General features: G+C 70.2%; 15 protein-coding genes. 6 read left to right on the top strand and 9 right to left on the bottom strand.

Annotation, left to right across the window (positions count from 1 at the left end; translation table 11 throughout):
• Nucleotides 1–15 precede the first annotated feature (15 nt).
• Both ULB03_RS23770 and ULB03_RS23765 read left to right on the top strand, forming a co-directional pair.
• Nucleotides 16–807 (top strand): YdcF family protein, encoded by a 792-nt coding sequence (locus ULB03_RS23770; protein WP_322485560.1) that lies wholly within the window; start codon nucleotides 16–18, stop codon nucleotides 805–807.
• The gene (locus tag ULB03_RS23765; protein WP_322485559.1) at nucleotides 804–1,850 is read left to right on the top strand and encodes an amidohydrolase family protein; all 1,047 of its coding nucleotides are present in this window, start codon (nucleotides 804–806) and stop codon (nucleotides 1,848–1,850) included. The genes ULB03_RS23770 and ULB03_RS23765 overlap by 4 nt, the downstream gene beginning before the upstream one ends.
• Here ULB03_RS23765 and ULB03_RS23760 read toward each other — a convergent pair.
• From ULB03_RS23760 to ULB03_RS23720, 9 genes are all read right to left on the bottom strand, one after another.
• Nucleotides 1,799–2,554 carry a methyltransferase gene (locus tag ULB03_RS23760; protein WP_322485558.1) on the bottom strand — a complete coding sequence of 252 codons (756 nt, stop codon included), beginning with the start codon at nucleotides 2,552–2,554 and terminating at the stop codon, nucleotides 1,799–1,801. The genes ULB03_RS23765 and ULB03_RS23760 overlap by 52 nt on opposite strands.
• An 8-nt stretch (nucleotides 2,555–2,562) precedes the next feature.
• Nucleotides 2,563–3,576, bottom strand: coding sequence for a radical SAM protein (locus ULB03_RS23755; RefSeq protein WP_322485557.1), 1,014 nt, complete (start codon nucleotides 3,574–3,576; stop codon nucleotides 2,563–2,565).
• 3 nt (nucleotides 3,577–3,579) lie between these two features.
• Nucleotides 3,580–5,052 (bottom strand): B12-binding domain-containing radical SAM protein, encoded by a 1,473-nt coding sequence (locus ULB03_RS23750; RefSeq protein ID WP_322485556.1) that lies wholly within the window; start codon nucleotides 5,050–5,052, stop codon nucleotides 3,580–3,582.
• A 16-nt stretch (nucleotides 5,053–5,068) separates the two neighbouring features.
• Nucleotides 5,069–5,872 (bottom strand): class I SAM-dependent DNA methyltransferase, encoded by an 804-nt coding sequence (locus ULB03_RS23745; protein ID WP_322485555.1) that lies wholly within the window; start codon nucleotides 5,870–5,872, stop codon nucleotides 5,069–5,071.
• Entirely contained in the window at nucleotides 5,865–7,265 is a 1,401-nt protein-coding gene (locus ULB03_RS23740) for a B12-binding domain-containing radical SAM protein (protein WP_322485554.1), read from the bottom strand. The genes ULB03_RS23745 and ULB03_RS23740 overlap by 8 nt, the downstream gene beginning before the upstream one ends.
• Entirely contained in the window at nucleotides 7,262–8,764 is a 1,503-nt protein-coding gene (locus ULB03_RS23735; protein WP_322485553.1) for a B12-binding domain-containing radical SAM protein, read from the bottom strand. The genes ULB03_RS23740 and ULB03_RS23735 overlap by 4 nt, the downstream gene beginning before the upstream one ends.
• A gap of 93 nt (nucleotides 8,765–8,857) precedes the next feature.
• A complete protein-coding gene (locus ULB03_RS23730) occupies nucleotides 8,858–11,857 on the bottom strand; it encodes an SLBB domain-containing protein (protein WP_322485552.1) in 3,000 nt (999 codons plus the stop codon).
• 28 nt (nucleotides 11,858–11,885) lie between these two features.
• Nucleotides 11,886–12,842 carry a glycosyltransferase family 2 protein gene (locus tag ULB03_RS23725; protein WP_322485551.1) on the bottom strand — a complete coding sequence of 319 codons (957 nt, stop codon included), beginning with the start codon at nucleotides 12,840–12,842 and terminating at the stop codon, nucleotides 11,886–11,888.
• Between the two features lie 3 nt (nucleotides 12,843–12,845).
• Entirely contained in the window at nucleotides 12,846–13,841 is a 996-nt protein-coding gene (locus ULB03_RS23720) for a GumC domain-containing protein (RefSeq protein ID WP_322485550.1), read from the bottom strand.
• A 159-nt stretch (nucleotides 13,842–14,000) separates the two neighbouring features.
• Here ULB03_RS23720 and ULB03_RS23715 point away from each other — a divergent pair, with 159 nt between their 5' ends.
• The 4 genes from ULB03_RS23715 (at nucleotide 14,001) to ULB03_RS23700 (ending at nucleotide 18,057) form a co-directional block, all read left to right on the top strand.
• On the top strand, nucleotides 14,001–15,233 hold the full coding sequence (locus ULB03_RS23715) for a lipopolysaccharide biosynthesis protein (RefSeq protein WP_322485549.1): 1,233 nt from the start codon (nucleotides 14,001–14,003) through the stop codon (nucleotides 15,231–15,233).
• Nucleotides 15,230–16,687: an O-antigen ligase family protein gene (locus tag ULB03_RS23710; RefSeq protein ID WP_322485548.1), complete on the top strand. Its 1,458-nt coding sequence runs from the start codon at nucleotides 15,230–15,232 to the stop codon at nucleotides 16,685–16,687. The genes ULB03_RS23715 and ULB03_RS23710 overlap by 4 nt, the downstream gene beginning before the upstream one ends.
• 270 nt (nucleotides 16,688–16,957) lie before the next feature.
• Nucleotides 16,958–17,839: a glycosyltransferase gene (locus ULB03_RS23705; protein ID WP_322485547.1), complete on the top strand. Its 882-nt coding sequence runs from the start codon at nucleotides 16,958–16,960 to the stop codon at nucleotides 17,837–17,839.
• 2 nt (nucleotides 17,840–17,841) lie between these two features.
• Nucleotides 17,842–18,057: a hypothetical protein gene (locus tag ULB03_RS23700; RefSeq protein WP_322485546.1), complete on the top strand. Its 216-nt coding sequence runs from the start codon at nucleotides 17,842–17,844 to the stop codon at nucleotides 18,055–18,057.
• Nucleotides 18,058–18,118 lie beyond the last annotated feature (61 nt).

The raw sequence follows: 18,118 nt of genomic DNA, 5'->3' as shown, positions 1-18,118 counted from the left end.
GCCCCGGACGGCGCCATGGTGACGCCGCTGGAGTTCTTCATTGTTTCCAAGGTGGGCTGGTACCTGGTGGCGCCCAGCCATCTCCTGGTCTGGATGGCGGTCGCCACCGTCTGGCTGGCGGCCCGGCGCCATGCGGCGGCCCTGCTGCCCGCCCTCGCTGGCGCCCTGTCGCTGTTGATCCTGCTGATCCTGCCGGTGGGCGACTGGGCGTTGCGGCCCATCGAGAACCAGTATTCCCGACCGGCCACGGAACCCCAGGCCATAGACGGCATCCTGGTCCTGGGCGAAGGCCTGAATGGCGAGGCGCTGCGCAGCCGGGGCGTGCCCGGTGTGGGGCCCGACGGTGGCACCCTGCTGGCGGCGGCGGCGCTGGCCCGCCGCCATCCGGAAGCGCGGGTGCTCTTCAGCGGCGGGCCCAGCGACATCGGCGGCATCGGGGTGGCGGACGCGGTGGTGGCCCGCCACGTCTTCACCGATCTTGGCCTGGATGACAGCCGGGTCAGTTATGAGGGACGGTCGCGCACGACCCTGGAGAATCTGATGCTCGCCAAGGATATGGCCCAACCTCAGCCGGGGCAGCGCTGGGTGCTGGTGGCGTCGGCATACCATATGCCCCGCGCCATGCTGTCGGCCGCGCGCGCCGGCTGGTCGGTGACACCCTGGCCTTCGACTTACCTGACGGCGGCCGAGGGGCGGCAGCATCACCTGTCGCTGGCCGCCAACCTGGCCCACCTGGATCTGGCGGCGCATGAGGCCCTGGGCCTGCTGGCGTACCGCCTGACCCATGCCACACCGGGGCCGGCTTGACGTCGCCCCTGTGGATCGGGCCTGGCCCCGCGCCGCCCCTCCTGGCGGACCTGGCCACGTCCCAAGGGGCGCGTTGGGGGGACTGCATCGCCTTTCCCGGGCTGGTCAATTCCCACGACCATCTGGCCTTCAACTGCTATCCCCCCACCGGGGCGCCGCCCTATGACGATTTCCTGGGGTGGAGCCGGGACGTGCAGGCGGATCGCGCGCTGGTGCGGCGGGTCGAGGCCATCCCCGCCGCCTTGCGCCGGCAGGTCGGCCTGCTGAAGAACCTGCTCTGGGGCGTGACAGCGGTGGTGGACCATGGCGGCGGCGCGGGGGACGGGCCCATCGGCGTGCTGGCCCCCTATCAGGACCTGCACTCGCCGGAGCTGGCCAGCCCGTGGCACTGGTTGGCCGGCCTGGGGCCGGCGGTCCTGCACATGGCCGAGGGCGTGACGGCGGACAGCCGCCAGCGCGCCCTGGATTTCCTGAAGGAGAACCTGTTCCGGCGGCCGGTGGCCGGCGTGCACGGGGTCAGCCTGGAGGGGGAAGACTTCCGGCGGCTGGCCGCGTTGATATGGTGTCCCGCCAGCAACCTTTTCCTGTTCGGCCGTACGGCCGATGCGGCGGCGGCCCTGCGCCACACCCGGCTGCTGTTTGGCACCGACGCCACGATTTCTGCCCCCGGCACGCTGTGGGACCATCTACGCCAAGCCCGGGGCTGGATACCCGACACGGCGCTGTTCGACGGCCTGACGGGCGCGGCGGCGCGCTTCTGGCGGCACATCGCCCCGAATGACGTGGTCATCGCCCAGCGCCAGGCGGCCGAGCCGTGGGACGCCTTTTTCGCCCTGACGCCGGCGGATATCCTGCTGGTGATCCGGGCCGGCAGGCCGGTGCTGGTGGACGGCGCGTTGAACGCCCCGTCCGGCTATGGCCGCCTGACCGTGGGCGGCCGCGTCAAGCATGTGGATATGGCGGTGGCGGAGATGCTGGCGGCGCTTAGGCCTCAGTTGGACACGGCCGCGCTGCTGGAACGGTTCGGCGCGGTGGCGGAATAGATGGCCAGCGTTTCCACGCCGAAATGCCGCCACAGCACCCGCTCGACCACCAGGCCCGCCTGAGCCAGGCCGTCCAGCATGCCGGAACAGTCGCCGTGGCTGGTCAGCACGAAATAGGCCTTGCCGCCGGGCTTCAGCATGCGGGGCAGGCCGGCGGCCAGGCGGTCGATGACGTCCAGGCTGCGCCAGGAGCGTTCGAAGGTCGTGGCGGGCGTGCCCCGGAATTTCGGCAGGGAGAACAACACCAGGTCGAAGGTGCGGCCGGCCACGGGCGCGAACAGGTCACCCTGCTGGACATCGACCGCCAGATTGTTCAGCAGGGCATTGGCGCGGGCGCACGCCACCGCCTCCGGCACCACGTCCACCGCCGTCACCTGATAGTCGCGCGTGGCGGCGAAGATGCCCAACACGCCACAGCCGGTGCCCACGTCCAGCGCCGTCGCCTTCCCGCCCATCGCCTGGCCCGCTGGTTCCAGCAGGGGGCTGGTGGCGATGAACTCCGCCAGGAAGCGGCCGGTGCGGAAGACCACCGGGTTGAACACGCCGGGCCAGACGGCGAAGGAGCGGCCCCTGATGGTTTCGAACACCGGCCGGCGCAGGCGCCGACGCAGCACGGCGCGCTTGGCCGCCATCCAGGGCGCCCAGAACAGGCGGGTGGCGGGGGCGACGGGCGGGGGCGGCGGGGCCGGCAGGGGATGGGGCATGACGGGGCTCATAGCTTGAGGCTGCAGACGCAACGCCGGCAGGTCGGGTCGCTGTCCATGTCCAGGCCAGCGCGAAAGGCCCGCGCGGCCGGACTGTTCAGGATTTCGGACAAGGTCCCATCGCTGCCAAGCGTGCCGATGGGCTCATGGAAAAAGCAGGGGCGCACGGTGCCGTCAGCTTCCACCACTGTGGAGACCCAGGGCGCGTTGCAGCGCACCGGTGGGGGCGGCGCCAGGCCCAGCGCGGCGCGGTACTGCGCGACGATGCGGCCGAGCCGGGTGGGACTTTCCTGGATGAAGCGGCTGGCGAAGTCAGCGCCATGGCTGGCAGCCAGCGCCTCCAGGACGGTGTCGAGGGCGTCGCACTGGCCCGCATCCAGCCCCACCTCCTCCACGCGCGGCCCTTCCCAGCCCTGCGGGCGGTTGAAGGCGGTGGAGCTGAGATCAGCCCCCAGGAAGGAGATGCTGTCCAGCCCCAGGGCCCTGGCGGCATCGACCGTGGCCGGCAGGTCCAGGAAATTGCCCTGCTGGATCACGCAGCGCGCCGCCACCGGATAGTTGGGCCGCTGCTGGCGCAGCGCGTCGACACCGGCGGCCAGCGACGCATAGGCGTCCTTGATGCCACGGATGCGGTTGTGCGTCGCCTCGGGCCCGTCCAGGGAGACGATGACCTCATCGCACCAGGTCACGATGGCGGGCGCATGCCGTTCCAGCAGCAGGCCACTGCTGAGCAGGGTGATCTTGAGCGGCAGCGTCTTGAGCGCGGCGCATAGGGCCCAGAGGTTGGGATGCAGCAGCGCCTCCCCACCCGACAGCACCACCCAGCGCACGCCCAGGGATTGGAAGTCCGCCACCAGCCGGTCCACCGTCGCCTGGTCCAGGCTGCTGCCGTTGCGGTTGGCCTTCCAGATGTCGCACATGACACAGCGGCAGTTGCAGCGGCTGTGCGGCATCAGGGTGACCACCGGCACCCGCGACAGGCGCCGGCCCCGCCAGGCGCGCGCTATGGCGAAATCGCCCATGGCTCAGAACCCCTGGATTTCGGGGCGCCGGTGGGGAAACAGCTTGTTCAGCAGGCGCAGTTCCACCGGGAAATCATAGAACTGCGCCCGGTAGCGCCAGGACGCCATGGCGCGCAGGGCAACGCGGCCGATGCCGCCCAGGCGGGTGTCCGTGGTGGTGGGGTAGCGGGCGTGGAGCACCCGCTGGAAATTGGCGATCTTGCGGCGGATGCGGTCGTTCATCCAGGGCAGGTCGGACGACAGGTGCTGGGCGAACTTCTCCCACTTCGCCTCCGTCCAGGTCGTGACGTCCTTGGGGTATTCGAAGCCGGCGGCCTCCGCCTCCTGCGACATGGCGCCTTCCACCGGCACCGGGCTGTAGATGTAGATGACGATCTCAGTCGCCGGATTAATATTCTTCAGCATCCGTATGAACTGAATGGTGTTTTCCGCATCATTCTCTGGATCGGGTGGATTGCCGATGATGAAGGACATCTCCGGCACCACGCCAAAGCGGCGCATCTTCTCCGCCACCGCCAGGATGGTGTTGCCATCCTGCTTGCCGCCCTTGTTCATGCGTTCCAGCATCGCGGCGTCGCCGGACTCGGCCCCCATGAACACCATCTTGAGGCCGCTACGGCTCAACTTGGTCCAGGTGTCGTCGCTGAACTTCAGCATGGTGTCGGCGCGGCCGAAGCCCCACCAGCCGATGCCCAGCGGGGTGATGCGCTCCGCGAACTCGGCGCAGCGGGCCTCGTTGACGAAGAAGTTGTTGTCGTAGAATTCCACCGCCGTGGCGCCATGGTCGCGCACCAGCCGTTCCACCACGCCGGCGGCGCGTTCCGCCGTCTGGGCGGAATAGCGGCCGTTCACCTTGTGCACCACCGCGCAGAAATTGCACTGGAAGGGGCAGCCATAGCTGGCGTGGTGGGCCAGGGTGCGCGAGCCCAGGAAGGACGGCCGGGCGTAAACGTCCATGTCCACCCGGTGATAGGGGAAATCCGGCAGGGCGTTGATGTCGGGCATCGGCGGCTTTGGGTTCAGGTGAACCGCACCTTCCGCGTCGCGCCAGCCCAGGCCGGGCAGGCCGGTGACATCCTGCTCCGCCCGGATCTTGCGCACGAAGTCGCTGAAGGCCAGTTCGCAATGGCCGCGGAAAAGATAGTCGACATACGGTTCCCGCATCAGGATCTGGCCGTGCAGGGTGGGGAAATAGCCGCCCCAGACAATGATGAGACGGGGAAATTCGGCTTTCAACGCCTTGCAGATGGGCACGGCGTCGGTCAGCTGCGGCCCCGGCATCACCGTCAGGCACAGGATGTCGGCCCCGGTCTCCAGGATGGCCTGGCGCAGGGCGGCCAGCCCTTGCGGCACCAGGTTGCCATCAATGATGCGGTAGTCCTCCCACCCCTCCAGCATCGCGCCCACGGCCAGCAGCGCCAGGGGCATGACCGGCTTCCGCGAGGGGGAACTGACCGGGTTGTAGAACAGGATCATGGCGCGGGCGCTTCCCTTAGATGTGCCGCAGCAGGGTCAAATGATGATCGGCCAGCCCTGCCAGGCTGGACCAATCGGCCCCGCCCATTTCCCACCGCATCAGGCGGGTCAGGCGGCGCGGATGGCGTTCCAGTCGCGCGAACAGATCGGACGGCGGCAGGAACAGGCCCACCGGATGCACCGACAGAACCTGGAAGGACGGGGCGAAGGCGCGGGCGATGTCCGCCGGCGTCCAGTAGCGGATGGGGATGGTGGTGCCGCCGATGTCGGCGGTGGACCGGCCGGACCAGCGGCGCACCGCCGTGCGCCGCAGCCGCGCGCCGTACCACAGCGTTTCCCAGGCGCAAAAACGCCCCATGACCACCAAGGCCACTACGCCCCCCGGCACCACCGCCCGGTCCAGCGCCTGGGCCAAGGGCGCCAGGTCCTGGGCGCAGTTCAGCGCGCCGAAGTTCGACAGCACCACGTTGTGCGGTCCGCCCAGGTCGCCGGGCGTGTTCAGATCCACGATGCGGGTGTCCACCCGCCCGCCCATGCCGAAACGCGCGGCCTTGCCGGCGGTGACCCGCAACATGGCGGGGGAGCCGTCGGCCGCCGTCACCTGGGCGCCGGCATGGGCCAGCCAGAGCGCGTCCTCCCCCGTGCCACAGCCGAGATCCAGGGCGCGCATACCCTGCCGGACATGGGGGGCCACCCGCCGCCATACCGCATGGCGCAGCCAGCGGCCGGGGATGCTGTGGGCGAAGCCGGCGTCGTAATCGTCGGCGAAGCGGTCGAAAGCCGCCGCCTGGGTCACCGCCGGGGCCAGAACCTCAGCCATGTTCGACCTCATGCCGGGTGGCGTACATGGCGAGGCGGCTGAGCGCGGAGGAAACCCGCGCCTTGACGTGGCGCAACAGATCACGGCGTGGCGCCGCCTCCAGCCGGCCCAGCCGGCTTTCCGCCGCCAACCAGTGCTGGGCGTGGCGGTAGAAACGGCGGGACCGGCGGCCGACCACGGTCAGGGCGCGGTCGCTGCTGTCATGCCAAGCGCCGCCGCCCGCGATGCGGTCGGCCACCTTGTCATAGTAGGGCGTGCCCTTGATGGGATAGCTGATGGTGGTCAGCACGTCGTCGGGGGCGGACAGGCGCAGGTGGCGGGCCGTCTCATCGATGTCCTCCCACGTTTCGCCGTCATAGCCCAGCATGATGAAGGTGCCGGCGCGGATGCCCCGGTTTTGCACCAGGGCGATCATCTCGCGCATGCGGACGGCGTTGGTCCGGCGCTGCATCGCGTCCAGGATGCGCTGCGACCCGCTTTCGGCGCCGATCCAGATGCGATAACAGCCCAGCTCGGCCAGCAGGTCGGCCACCCGCTCGTTCAGCCTGTCCTCACGCGTGATGGTCTCGAACGGGTAGCGCAGGCCCCGGCGCTTCATCTCGGCGGCGAATTGCTCCAGCCATTTTTGATTGATGGTGAACACGTCGTCGGCGAACCACAGCTGGTCCGGCGCGTAGGTGTCGCGGATGAACTCGATCTCATCGGCCACGTTCTGCGGCGACCGGCGGCGGTGGCTGTGGCCGAAGACGGAATGGCTGCACCAATTGCAGGTATAGGGGCAGCCCCGCGCCACGATGAGGGAGACGGACCGGACGCCGTGATGCGTCTTCCAAGTTTGCAGATAGCGTTCCAGGTCGATGGCGCCCCGGTCGGGGAAGGGCTGGGCGTCCAGGTCGGCGATCTGCTTGCGGGCCGGCGTGCGCCGCACGCCGCCATCCTCCCCGCGATAGGCGATGCCGTGGATCTGGTCCAGGACCGTCAGTCCGTGGCGGGCCAGATGGGGGATCAGCTCCGCCAGCGTCAACTCCCCCTCCCCCGACACGACGATGTCGCCGCCGCGGGCCAGATACTCCTCGGCGTAGTTCGCCGGCTCCGGCCCGCCGAAGATGACCGTGGCGCCCGCCGCCTTGGCCGCCGCCGCCAGGCGCAGGGCGTTGCCGCGCGTCATGAGGTTGACGTAGAGGCCCACCACCGGCGGGCGCTTCGCCGCGATGGTGGCCATGGCGGTGGCCATGTCCATGAAGGTGCTGTCCATCACCTCCACCGCGAAGCCCTGGGCCTTGAGGTGGGAGGAGATGTAGAGCAGGCCCAGCGGCGGATAGGGCTTCATCACCGCCCGTTCCGCCGGATCCTCCATCAGGAAATAGCCGTGGGTCAGCAGGATGTCGGTCACGGTGCCGCCCTGCGTGCCGTGGCGGGATTAGGCATGAGGCGCAGCAGGTGCAGCCGCGCCCAGGACAGCGGGATGGCGACACCGCAATAAGCGACGAAGGCCAGGGCGCGCAGGTGACCGCCCCGCGCCGCCCTGCCCGCAACAGCGTCCCGCAGGTGCGCAAGCGTGCGACGCAGCCGAAAATCCCGGTGCACATAGGTGTGCAGGTGCCGGTAAAACGCCGTGGTGTAGGGGCCGCGGTACAGCATGGCCATGTCGGACGACACGTCCCAATGCCGCTTGTCCCGCAGTTGGCTGCGCACCCGGTCGTAAAACACCGTCCCCGGCAGGGGGTAGGACACGGAAATGCCGATCTCATCCGGCCGGGTGGTCCGCAGCATGGCCAGGGTCTGCCCGATCTCCGCCATGCCCTCGCCGGGATAGCCGAACTGCAGGAAATGGCCGACACGGATGCCGGCCGCCTTCAGGCGGGCGGTCGCCTCCGCGATCTCCCCGGTCCAAAGGTCCTTGTCCATGGCGTCCAGGATCTTCTGGCTGCCGGACTCCGCCCCCAGCCAGACGACGTCGCAGCCGGCGCGCCTCAGATCGTCGACCGCCCCCTCGCGCAGCACCAGGTCGGCGCGGCTGAGGCACTTGAAGGGGACCTTGACGCCCAGCGTCTCGATGGCGTCCGCGAATTCCCCCCACCAGCGGGGCTTCAGCCCCATGATGTCGTCCATGAACCAGATGTAGTCGGGGGCCGCCAGGTGGACCAGGCGGGCCAACTCTTCCGCCACCGGCTGGGCGCCGCGCACGGCGTAGCCTTGGCCCCAGATGGGTTTCGCGCACCAATTGCAGGAATAGGGGCAGCCGCGCGACGTGACCAGGTTCAGGGCGAAAAAGCCGTGGTGCTGGTGCCAGATTTGGCGGTACGCCGCCATGTCCACCAGTTCCCACGCGGGCGTGGGCAGGGCGTCCAGGTCCCGCAACACCTCCCGCCGGGGGGTGCGCAGGGTCAGCGCTTGGGTGCCCTCTTCGACCCGCCAAGCCAGGCCCTTGATGGCGGAGAGGTCCGTGACGCCGGCGCGCCACGCGGCCGTCAGCTCGGCCAGGGTCGCCTCCCCCTCACCCACGATGACGGCGCTGGCCCCGGCGTCGAGGTAGAGGTCGGGATGGTCGGCGGCGTCGGCGCTGCAAATGGCGACCTTGGCGCCAGTGGACCGGGCCGCGGCGATCATGTCCAGCGCCGCCAGCCGCATGGCCGACAGGCACATCTTGGACAGGTAATTGAAGTTGTCGTCATAAAGAACGGCGATGTCCGGTCGCACCTGGGCGACGCGCGCCGACCATTCCGCCACGCTGTCGGCGATCATGGCATCGAAGAAGTGCACCTCATGCCCGGCCGCCCGCAGCATGCCGGCGGCATACAGGGTGCCCAGGGGCGGGAACGGTTGATGTTCCGCCCAACGCACCGGGTCCAGGCGCAGGAAATAGACACTGCCGACTAATATGCGAAGCATCCGCCATCCCATCGCGGAGGAAGAATGGAAACGGGCCCCGGCCCGTCCCTCTAACCAAGGACGGAAACCGGGGGCCATTTATTCCCTGGCGGCTTAGCGGGAAATCACCGCCAGCGAGGCGCCGGTGATGGCCAGCTGGCTGGTCACCTGGACGATGTCCATCAGGATGCTGTCCCAGGTGAAGTGGCGCAGCTTGCGCGGCACGACGATAACGGAGCCGGGCGCCAGTTTGGGCGCGGCGGACAGCCAGCCCCCGCCGTTCACCTGCACGGCGGAACCATCGGGCTGCACCACGAAGACATGGTCGTCGTCGGCGATTTCCGTCATGCCGCCGGCCATGGCGATGTAATCGTCCACGCTGCGGTCGTTGCGGAATTGGATGCCGCCAGGCGCCATGACCTCACCCGACACCACCACGGCGCTGGGCTGGCGCGGCACAACCAGCTGGTCGCCCGGTTCCATGACGATGTCCAGTTCCGGATGGGCCGCGATCTCGCGCGGGTCGACATGCACGGACACCCGGCCGCTGGCGGGACCGGTGCCCTGGCGCAGCCGGTTGATCATCTGGGTGACGTAGGCGATCTCCCCATCCGTGACCTGCACCTTGCTGCTGGTGTTGCCGACGATGGACACGATCTGGCGTTCCAGGGCGTCCGCCTCCTTCTGCAAGGTGTCGCGCTGGGATTCCGCCACCGACTGGCGCAGGAAGACCACGCCCGCCGGATAGGCGGCGTCGGTGAAGCCCCCCGCGCGCGCCAGCACGGACGACAGATGCTCACCCCGCAGGATCTCGTAACCACCGGGGAATTTGACCTCACCCGCCAGGGTCACGTCCCCGGTGTCGCGGTCGGAGAAGACCGGGTTGAAGCGCACGCGGTCGAACGGCTTCAGCGCCACTTGCGCGAACTGCGCCACCGGCAGGCCATAGGTGTGCCGCACGGTGCGCGACAGGCCGGAGGCGTTGTCGATTTCCGCCGACGTCACCTCGAAGGCATGCAGATCCACCTTGGGCGTCAGGCCACCCGACGCCTGCACCAGCTTGTCCAGCGTCGCGCCGGGCATGACCAGGAAGTCGCCGGGGCTGTTGACCTCGCCCACCACCGTGACGTGATAGTTGGCCAGCGTGCCCACCAGCAGGCGGCGGGCGTCATCATCCAGGCCCACGAACAGGCGCAGCGGCGGCCGCTTCGGCCGCTGGGCCAACGCCTGGGCGGCCCCCAGTTGGCCGGCGTTCAGCGCGCCGGCGCCGGTGATGGGCAGCGTACCGCTCTGCTCCTCCTCATCGTCCGCGCGGGTGGTGGTGCCGTCCTGGCTGGTGATGACCTCAGGCGGTGCCACGATGCCGGGATTCAGCCGCTCCTCCTCCGACCGGGGCGGGCCCTGGTCCTGGGTGGATTGGGCCTGCTGGCCCATCTGCGCGGCGGCGAAGGCGGCATAGGCGGGGTTGGTGCCCGCCAGGGCTGGCGCGCCCTGGCCCAGTACGCCGCCGGACGGCATGCCCTGCCCGGCCGGCAGCTGCATGCCTTGGATGGCGGCCAGCTGCGCCAGGCGCGGGTCCGCCATGGCGCCAGGCGGCAGCGCGGCCGCCTGCGCCTGCAAGGCCATGGCCGAGGCATCGGGCGGCGGCGGGGCCACCGGATCGGGATGGTCGTTCACCTTGCGCGTCGGGTTGCGCTGCTGCTCACCCGCCTTGCGGGCGATGTAGCGCATCTCCGCCACGTTGGTGACGTAGACGATGTCATTGGATTGCAGGGCCACGTCGGCCTTGCCCTCCAGGACGTCGGAGACGGCGAACGGGATGACCGTGCGCTGCAGGGTCGCCGGATCCAGGCGGATGACCGCGTCGGCCAGCAGATAGGGCAAGGGCCGCCCGACCGTGGGCGTGAACATGTCGCTGGAGGCGAGAAGGCCGCGCAGCGACCGCACCGTTTCCAAGGGATAGCTGCCGTTCAGCGTGGTGGCGCCGCGCAGCTCCACCTTGGCCAGCGAAACGTCGGCGGTGGGCGCCACGAAGACGACGTCGCCGTCCCGCACGGTGGCGGCACCGCCAGCCCCCACCTGGACCATCTCACGCTTGCCATCCTCGCGCGTGCGCAGGATGGAATAGCGGTAGCTGCCCCGCACCTCGGTCCCGCCGGCCATGGCCATCAGCGTGGACAGGGGGGTGGCCTGCTGACCGGCCGGCAGCTCATAGATGGCCGGCCGCTTCACCTGGCCGACGATGGCCACGGCGCTGGTCTGCAAGGGCACGACGATGCGGTCCCCCTCCGCCAGCGGGATATCGTGACCCGAAGCGTCGCCCATCAGCAGGGTGTAGAGGTCCAGGCGGAAGCTGCGGCCGCCGCGCACCACCTGCACGTCACGCAGGGACCCGGTGTTCTTGACCCCGCCCGCCAGGCTGAGCGCGTCCATGGCGGTGGCCAGGCCCGACAGGGTGAACAGGCCCGGCGCGTTGACCTCACCCGCCACCCGCACCGCGATCTGGCGCACCGCGCCCACCGACACCAGCACCTCCGTCCCGGTCAGGGCGCGGCTGGCGGCATCCTCCAAATCCTCGCGGAAGGCGCCGAAGGGGCGGCCCGCCCCGGCGATGGGCGGCAGACCGGGGAAGACCACCCGCCCGTCCCGGTCCACCCGCGTGCGATAGCTGGCGTTCTGCTGGCCGCGCAGAGTCAGGACGATCTCATCCCCTTCCCCCAGGACGTAGCTGTCCTGTAGGGCGCCGCTCTGCCGGACGACCACCGGGCCGCCCCGGCCGAAAACCTCATAGCCGTACTGGCGGATGGGCTGTCCCGCGCGGGCGCTCATCAGCCGTTCGATGGCCGAGGGCGGACCAAAGGCCTGGGCGCCCAGCCCCTGGGGGCCATAGGTGGGTGGATTCTGCACCTGCACGTCCGGTTGCAGCGACGGCACGGTGGACTGGCCGGTCAGGCGCTGCTGCACCGTGCGCAGCAGGTCGCCCGTCAGGTCGTTGCCATTGCCCCCGCCCAGCAATTGCGCCAGGCCCTGAGCCTGTGCCAGGCCCGGCGTCACGCCGGACGCCAGCGCCGCCAGCAGCAGCGCGCGGTGCGCCCATTTGTGGCCAGACCTCATCGTCGCCCCATTCCTTTTCATCATCGTGTCAGGCCTTTACCAGCCAGGGTGTCTTGTGCAGCGCCTGCCGGAACAGCAGGCGGAATAACCAGGTCCAGGACGGGGCCGCCGGCACCAGGGCGCCGGACCAGGCCCAGGCGGCCCGCAGGTCGCCCCGGGTGAGCCAGATCGCGCGCAGCAGCACGCTGGCGCGGATGCGGGGGTGATCGGTCGCGACGCCCGCCGCCTGGCAGGCGCGCTCCATGACCCGCACGTCGCTGGCCAGCCGCCCGCGCGGGTCCATCCCGCTGTGGAAGCGGCCGGGCCGCGCCCGCCAGCGGGAGATTGGCTTATCCAGGTAGGTGACCACGCCGCCGGTCCCGCCGCCCGCCACGCGGGTGAAGACGGCGGTGGCCAACTGGTCGGTGTGGCTCTCATCGCCAGGATCAAAGCGCAGGTGCCCCCGCCCGCCGCCCAGCCAATACAGGTTGGCGCCCAGCGGGCCGTAGAGCATGGCGCCGGTGGCCAGGGACTGGGTCAGGAAATCCCGCGCCGGCAGGCCAGCGGCCCCCCGCCACAGGATGCGGCGGGCCACGCGCTGGGGCCGCAACGCCTCATCCACGATCTCATAGCTGGCGATTCCCAAGCAGGCGCCGGCCGCCACCATGCGGTCGCGCAGTGCGATCAGGCCCCTGCCCTGCACCAGGTCCCCCACCATCAGGAACAGGGCGAAGCCGAAGCCCATCTCCTCCGCCACCTCGATGGCGCGGTTCCAGTTGGCGACCCGGCCCAGGTTGCGGGCGTTGCGGCGGAGCGTGATGGCGGCGCCCTGCGCGTCGCGGGGCGGCAGGGCGTCGGCGCTGCCGTCGGTGGAGGCGTTGTCGCACACCACGATCTCATAACTGTCCGGCGGCAGGCCGGCCACCGCGGCGGATGCCACCGTCTCGGCCAGCAGGGCGCCGCCGTTGTAGCTGGGCACCAGGATGGCGATCTTGGACGCGCGCATCTGTCAGCGGCGCTCCGCGACAGAGGCATCCAAGGCCCGGCCGCGCAGATGCACGACGGCGGCGGCCAGCAAGGCCCCCAGGATGACGCCCAGCGCCAGGAACAGGGGGCGGTTGGGCCAGACCCGCTCCCGCGCGTCGGGCACGGTGGGGGGATCGATGATGCGGAAGGCGAAGTCCGTCTGCCCGGTGGCGTACATATAGTTCTGCAGCGTGCGCTCATACGCGCTGGCCAGGGCGGCGTTCAGGGCGTTGCTGTTGCCCTCCTTCTGGGCGTTGGCCATGGCGCCGCGCAGATAGGCCAGGTTGCGGTTGGCGTCGGCCAGGGCGCGGTCGCGCAGCTGGGCATTGGTCAGGGCGACCAGGTCCCGGGCCCAGCGCACCGCCAGTTCGCGGTCCTTCCAGGTGATGGCCAGGGTGACGATGCCGCTGCGCCGGTCCAACGCGATATCGCGGATGCTGCGGTTGAACAGCTTGAAGCCGCGCCGCAATGTCGGCACCTCGTCCGCCGGCACGGTCCAGCGCTTGGCCTCCGCGTCCCATTTGCTGGCGAACAACACCGGCAACAGGTTCTGCTGGGTGGCGTAGGTGTCGAACAGCTCACGCGAGCCCAGGACGGCCATGGCCTCATCCTCGTTGGAGGAGGACTTGCCCAGCAGGCCGGCGACACCGCCCATGCCCCCCAGTCCCCCCAGCATGCCCGAGGCGCTCCCCAGGTCCAGGTTGCCGAAGCCGGCGCCGCTCTTGGACACCGGCATCACCATGACCTCGACCCGCCAATAGGACGGCAACAGGAAGGCCAGCGCGGTGGCGGTCGCGACGCTGAACAGGAACAGGGTGATGGCCAGGATCCACTGGCGGCGCAGCCGGCCCAGGAACAGGCCCAGGGTATCGCCTCCCTGGCCATCCCCCCCTTGGCCGCGCGGCACCCAGGCCGCGCCGGTGTCTGGTTCGGATGGGGGTACGGTGCGCCCGGCCCACGCCAACTCTGGAGTATCCACGCCCACTATCCACACCCACTATCGTCTGAGACTGGCAGAACGACGGATGGCGGCGGGCCGATATTCCCCAAATCGGCAAAAATATAGTGCTTTCCAGCAGGGGTATCACCGGACCACTCTGCCCCCACTTCGAAGGCTTTCAGCGCATCGGGTGCGACAGTGGGAAGGACGTGGCTGGGACTTGCCGGCGGGCTGGCCGATCAGGCCATCGTCAGCTTTGGCAATTTCGCGCTGAACGTGACGCTGGCCCGCGCGCTGCCGGCGGCGGACTATGGCGCCTATTCCGTTGCGCTGTCCTTCATCCTGGTGCTGAACACGCTGCACCAGGCCCTGGTGACCTACCCCCTGTCGGTGCAGCCAGCACCGGGCGGCCGGCCCTTGCCCGTGGCGTTGATGCTGACGCCGCTGTGCGCCCTGGCCTTCCTTCCCCTGCTGGGCGTGGCCACGGTCAGCATCGGCCATCCGGGCCTGCTGCCCGCCGCCGGGGCGGCGCTGGTCTGCTGGCAGATGCAGGAGGTGGTACGGCGCGGCCTGCTGGCCGATGGCCGGCATGGGGCCCTGATCGCCCTGGACGTCCTGCGCTACCTGGGACCGTTGGCGGCGGTGTGGGCGTTGCGCGCCCACCTGGACATCGGCGGCGTCTTCCTGTTGATCGCCGCCGCGTCCGCCCTGGCCGCCCTGCCGGTGGCGGGGCGCCAAAGGACCGGCTGGGTGGCCACCCTCCGCGACCTGCCAGAGGAAGCCCGGGGTAACTGGCGCCTGGGCGCGCCGGTGCTGGGCGCCAACCTGCTGGCCGCGCTGTCCACGCAATGGTTCCTGTGGCTGCTGGCCTGGCACGACGACGCGCCCGCCGCCGCCGCGCTGGTGGCGCTGGCCAATGTCGCAGCCGTGGCCAGCCCCGTGATCTTCGGCATGGAAAACGTGCTCGTGCCGGAGGTGGCCCGCGCCCGGGACCGGCTGAGTTTTCCGGACCTGCTGCGCCTGGTGGGACGGCGGGGCCTGGTGGCGGCCGGGCTGGTCGGTCCCCTTTTCCTGGCCATCGCCGTGGCGCCCGACCGGGCCGCCCGCATTTTCTACGGACGGGACAGCGCCTATGCCGCCCATCTCGGCGAGTTGCGCCTGCTGACGCTGGCCTATGCCTGCTATTTGGTGGCCACGCTGTGCGGCGCCGCCCTGCGCGGATATCGCGCCAGCGGCGCCGTTTTCCGCATGCAACTCTACCCGGCCCTGTTCGGCCTGACCCTGGGCAGTTGGCTCACCTGGCGGTTCGGCCTGACCGGCGCCTGTGTCGCATCGGTGATGGCCGGCGCGCTGCGCGCCGCCGTCGGCCTCTTCCACTTGCTGCGTTTGCGGCCCTTGACGGCGGCGCCGGCCGCCCTGGCGGCATCATGACCACCGATCCCATCGCCCCCATTGAGCGCCGGCTGTGGCAGGCGCTGCTGCTGTGCGTGCCGGTCTCGGCCACGCCCCTGCTGCCCTTCGGCAACGGCACGCTGGCGCGGCCACTGGCCATCGTGCCAGCGGCCCTGTTGTTGATCCTGGCCGCCTACCGCCTGCTTGTCCTGGGCCAGCGGCCCCGCCTGGCCGCCGATGGCTTCGCCGCCTTGGGCCTGTTCACCCTCTACATCGTCATCAGCGGCTTGGCCGTGGTGATGCTGCAACCGCCCGATGCCTTCAAGGGCCAGACGCCGCTGGACAGTTTCATCCGGGCCCTGCTGACCTGGGGCGTCGGCGTGGCCTTTTACGTCACCGCGCGCCTGCATATCCGCACGGCGGCCGACATCCATATGACCCTGCGCTATCTGTTCATCGGCATGGCCGCGTCCATCGCCTTCGCCGGGGTGCAGGTGGTGGCCATGGCCGAGCATGGGGAGCTGTTGCGCATCGTCCAGGCCATCACCGACCTGATCGCGGTGCGCTATGACGGGCTGGTCACCCGGGCCCAGGGCATGACGTTCGAGCCATCGTGGCTGGCCACCCAGATCATCGTGCTGCTGATCCCGGCCCTGATCGCCCGCGCCATGGCGCGGCAGGAAGGGGTGGGCTTGCCCGCCCTGCCCGGCCACGCCTTGCGCCTGGGCGTCGGCTTCGCGGTCGCCATCGGCGGGCTGTTGTTCTCCGGCTCCCGCTTCGGCCTGGCCGCCATCGTCGCCATGCTGGGGCTCAGCGTCTTTCTCGCCGCCCTGCGTGGGCGCATCCTGGCGGCGGTGACCTTCCTGGGTGTGCTGGCGGCCGGCGGCGGCGCCCTGGCGGCGATGAGCGGGCTGGGCACCGGGGCCGGCGCCAGCTATGTCATGGGGCCCGTCGCCTATCTGACCCAGTCCGCCGACCTCAACACCATCGCGGGCGGCGATCTCGCCACCGGCGTGACGGATGCGCTGGCGCTGGCCGGCCGCTTCGCCGCGGCGGAGGCGTCGGCCCTGACCTGGGTGGACCATCCGGTCTTCGGCGTCTCCCTGGGCAACAACTACCGCTATTTCGGGGAATACGCCCCCGACTGGGCCTTCAGCACCCAGTTGTTCACGCAGGGCGCCAAGGAGGGCATCGGCTGGCTGGACCCCAATTCCCCGGAAAAGGGCAACGCCAAGAACCTGTTCCTGCGTCTGCTGTCGGAAACGGGGGTGGTGGGGTTCGCCCTGTTCGTCATCTTTTTCTGGCGCCAGTTGTTCCGCGGCCCGCCGCATGACGCCTTCCACGGTTATTTCCGCCTGGCCAGCGCCGCGGCGCTGGGCTTCAGCTTCCTCAACCAGGACACCTTCGTCGACGCGGGGCTGTGGATCCCGCTGGCGCTCTGCTGCGCCATGAACCACCTGGGCCCGCAACATTCGGCGCCGGCCAGGGAATAGAGACGGGGTCCCATCCGTCATGGCTACAGGGGCACGCTTCCGCCCCGGACCCAGGTAGACCATGGACACCCTCTTCAGCCCGCCGCCCCCCAGCGCGCCCGCGTTGCGCATCGCCTTCGTGACGACCCGCGACCTGGCGCAACGCAACGGCCGCACCCCGATCATGGGCCATATCCTGGACGCCCTGCGCCGCCGCCATACGGTGGAGGTGCTGAGCCTGCGGTCGGTGCTGCAAGGCGGGGCGGTGGACCGCCTGGGTGCCGCCGGCGCATGGCTGGCCGGACTGGCGACCGGCCGCCCCCGCCCCTGCAATGCCTGTTGTATGCCGGCCCTCGGGAGGTGGAACGGATGGCGGCGCGCATCCGGCGGGGAGCGTTCGATGCCGTCTATCTCGACACCGTACGCTGCCAGACCCTGCTGCGCGCCTTGCGCCGCGCCCTGCCGGATCTGCACATCGTCACCGATTTCGACGACCTGATGTCGCGGCGCATGACCTATCTGCGCCATCACCGCATGCCCTTGCTGACCGGCCATGTCGGCCCGCACTTTCCCCGCTGGGCCCGCCGCCTGGCGGAGGGGCCGCTGGCCCGCATGGTAACCGCCTATGAGGCCGGCACCCTGCCGGCGGCGGAGCGGGAGGTCATGCGGGCGTCCAGCGTCACGGTGCTGCTTTCGCCCGTCGAGCGGCAGATGCTGTGCCGGCAGGCGCCCGTGGATGCCGGGACGCCCCCGGCGGTCCGCGCCATCCCGCCCGGCGTGCCACTGCGGGCCCAGCCCTGGGCACTGCCCCCGGGACCGGGCGTGCGGCAGACGGTCCCCGAGTTGCGCTTTGTCTTCATCGGCAGCGACCGGCAACTGCAAAACCGCACGGCCATTGATTTCCTGCTGGCGGAATGGCGACGGCTGGCGCCGGCAACGCCGCTGCACATCCATGGCCGCCAGACACGGCCGCTGCCCGACGTGCCTGGCGTGCACTGGCACGGCTATGCCGATGACCTGGCCCAGGTTTACCGGCCCGGCAGCATCGCCCTGGTGCCGGCGCTGGTGGCGGGCGGCATCAAGACCAAGGTGGCGGAGGCGTGGGCCTGGGGCTGCCCGGTCCTGGGCAACCGTACCGCCATGGAGGGACTGCGCCCCCCGGCTATCCGCTGACGGTGCCGGAGGACCAGTGGGCCCCTTATCTGACCCAGCCGGAGGCCTATGCCGACCTGTGGGCGGAAGCGGCGCTCAAGGGGGCGGCCTTCGTCGCCCGCGCGCTCTCCCCCGACGGGTTCGAGCGCGCCTGGGAAATGACCTTGCGCCCCAAGGCGGCAGCGGCGACGGCAGCGCCCGGCATGACTTGGGCCGACGCGGAACAGGCATCTGGATAGGAGGCGGGGGCCCGATGCTGAATGAGGAACCTCAAGGCCATCACGCGCCGCCCAGCGCGGC

This window comes from Nitrospirillum goiasense (genome assembly GCF_034427435.1).
Classification (GTDB): domain Bacteria; phylum Pseudomonadota; class Alphaproteobacteria; order Azospirillales; family Azospirillaceae; genus Nitrospirillum.
This window is presented reverse-complemented; position numbering and strand designations above follow the sequence as displayed.

Excerpts from the sequence above, each read along its gene's own strand:
- ULB03_RS23770 (WP_322485560.1), top strand. The coding sequence starts at position 16 with ATGGTGACGCCGCTGGAGTTCTTCATTGTTTCCAAGGTGGGCTGGTAC.
- ULB03_RS23760 (WP_322485558.1), bottom strand. The coding sequence starts at position 2,554 with ATGCCCCATCCCCTGCCGGCCCCGCCGCCCCCGCCCGTCGCCCCCGCC.
- ULB03_RS23755 (WP_322485557.1), bottom strand. The coding sequence starts at position 3,576 with ATGGGCGATTTCGCCATAGCGCGCGCCTGGCGGGGCCGGCGCCTGTCG.
- ULB03_RS23750 (WP_322485556.1), bottom strand. The coding sequence starts at position 5,052 with ATGATCCTGTTCTACAACCCGGTCAGTTCCCCCTCGCGGAAGCCGGTC.
- ULB03_RS23745 (WP_322485555.1), bottom strand. The coding sequence starts at position 5,872 with ATGGCTGAGGTTCTGGCCCCGGCGGTGACCCAGGCGGCGGCTTTCGAC.
- ULB03_RS23735 (WP_322485553.1), bottom strand. The coding sequence starts at position 8,764 with ATGCTTCGCATATTAGTCGGCAGTGTCTATTTCCTGCGCCTGGACCCG.
- ULB03_RS23730 (WP_322485552.1), bottom strand. The coding sequence starts at position 11,857 with ATGAGGTCTGGCCACAAATGGGCGCACCGCGCGCTGCTGCTGGCGGCG.
- ULB03_RS23725 (WP_322485551.1), bottom strand. The coding sequence starts at position 12,842 with ATGCGCGCGTCCAAGATCGCCATCCTGGTGCCCAGCTACAACGGCGGC.
- ULB03_RS23710 (WP_322485548.1), top strand. The coding sequence starts at position 15,230 with ATGACCACCGATCCCATCGCCCCCATTGAGCGCCGGCTGTGGCAGGCG.
- ULB03_RS23705 (WP_322485547.1), top strand. The coding sequence starts at position 16,958 with ATGGCTGGCCGGACTGGCGACCGGCCGCCCCCGCCCCTGCAATGCCTG.